The following is a 1180-nucleotide window of genomic DNA, read 5'->3' as shown; positions in this document are numbered from 1 at the left end:
ATGGCAAAGGAAAAGTTTGAGCGTACAAAACCGCACGTCAACATCGGCACGATTGGCCACGTTGACCACGGCAAGACCACGCTGACCGCAGCAATCACCAAGTATTTCGGTGACTTCAAAGCGTATGACCAGATTGACGGCGCGCCTGAAGAAAAGGCTCGTGGCATCACCATCTCGACCGCCCACGTGGAATACGAGACCGACAACCGCCACTATGCGCACGTTGACTGCCCCGGCCACGCCGACTACGTCAAGAACATGATCACCGGTGCTGCTCAGATGGACGGCGCGATCCTGGTTGTGAACGCTGCTGACGGCCCGATGCCGCAAACGCGTGAGCACATCCTGCTGGGCCGCCAGGTTGGCATCCCGAAGATGGTCGTGTTCATGAACAAAGTTGACCAGGTTGACGACGAAGAGCTGTTGGAACTGGTTGAGATGGAAGTTCGCGAACTGCTGTCCAGCTACGAATACCCCGGCGACGATATTCCGATCATCGCAGGTTCGGCTCTGGCGGCGATGGAAGGCAACAACCCTGAAATCGGCGAAGAGAAGATCAAGGAACTGATGGCGGCTGTTGATGACTACATCGACACCCCTGAGCGTGAAGTTGACAAGCCGTTCCTGATGCCGGTCGAAGACGTGTTCTCGATCTCGGGTCGTGGTACCGTTGTTACGGGTCGTGTTGAGCGTGGCGTGATCAACGTTGGCGACGAGATCGAAATCGTCGGCATCCGCGACACTCAGAAAACCACCTGCACCGGTGTTGAAATGTTCCGCAAGCTGCTGGACCGCGGTGAAGCGGGTGACAACATCGGCGCCCTGCTGCGCGGTATCGACCGTGACGGCGTTGAGCGTGGCCAGGTTCTGTGTAAGCCGGGTTCGGTTACACCGCACACCAAGTTCGAAGCCGAAGCCTATATCCTGACCAAGGAAGAAGGCGGTCGTCACACTCCGTTCTTCGCGAACTACCGTCCGCAGTTCTACTTCCGTACGACTGACGTGACCGGCACCGTGACCCTGGCGGCTGGCACCGAGATGGTTATGCCTGGCGACAACGTCGGCTTCACCGTCGAGCTGATCGCACCGATCGCGATGGAAGACGGCCTGCGCTTCGCCATCCGCGAAGGCGGCCGCACCGTCGGCGCCGGCGTTGTCTCGAAAATCATCGAGTAAGGCG

At 58.6% G+C, this 1180-nt stretch carries 1 protein-coding gene; it reads left to right on the top strand.

Going from position 1 to position 1180, the window contains the following annotated elements; translation table 11 throughout:
* A partial coding sequence (gene tuf / locus GOW16_RS22620; RefSeq protein WP_170419827.1) for an elongation factor Tu occupies positions 1-1176 on the top strand: 1176 nt, incomplete at its 5' end.
* Positions 1177-1180: the final 4 nt, after the last annotated feature.

It is taken from the genome of Ruegeria atlantica (assembly GCF_013033965.1).
GTDB classification, from domain to species: Bacteria; Pseudomonadota; Alphaproteobacteria; order Rhodobacterales; family Rhodobacteraceae; genus Ruegeria; species Ruegeria atlantica_D.
The sequence above is the reverse complement of the archived record's forward strand: the minus strand, read 5'-3'. Positions and strand labels throughout refer to the sequence as shown.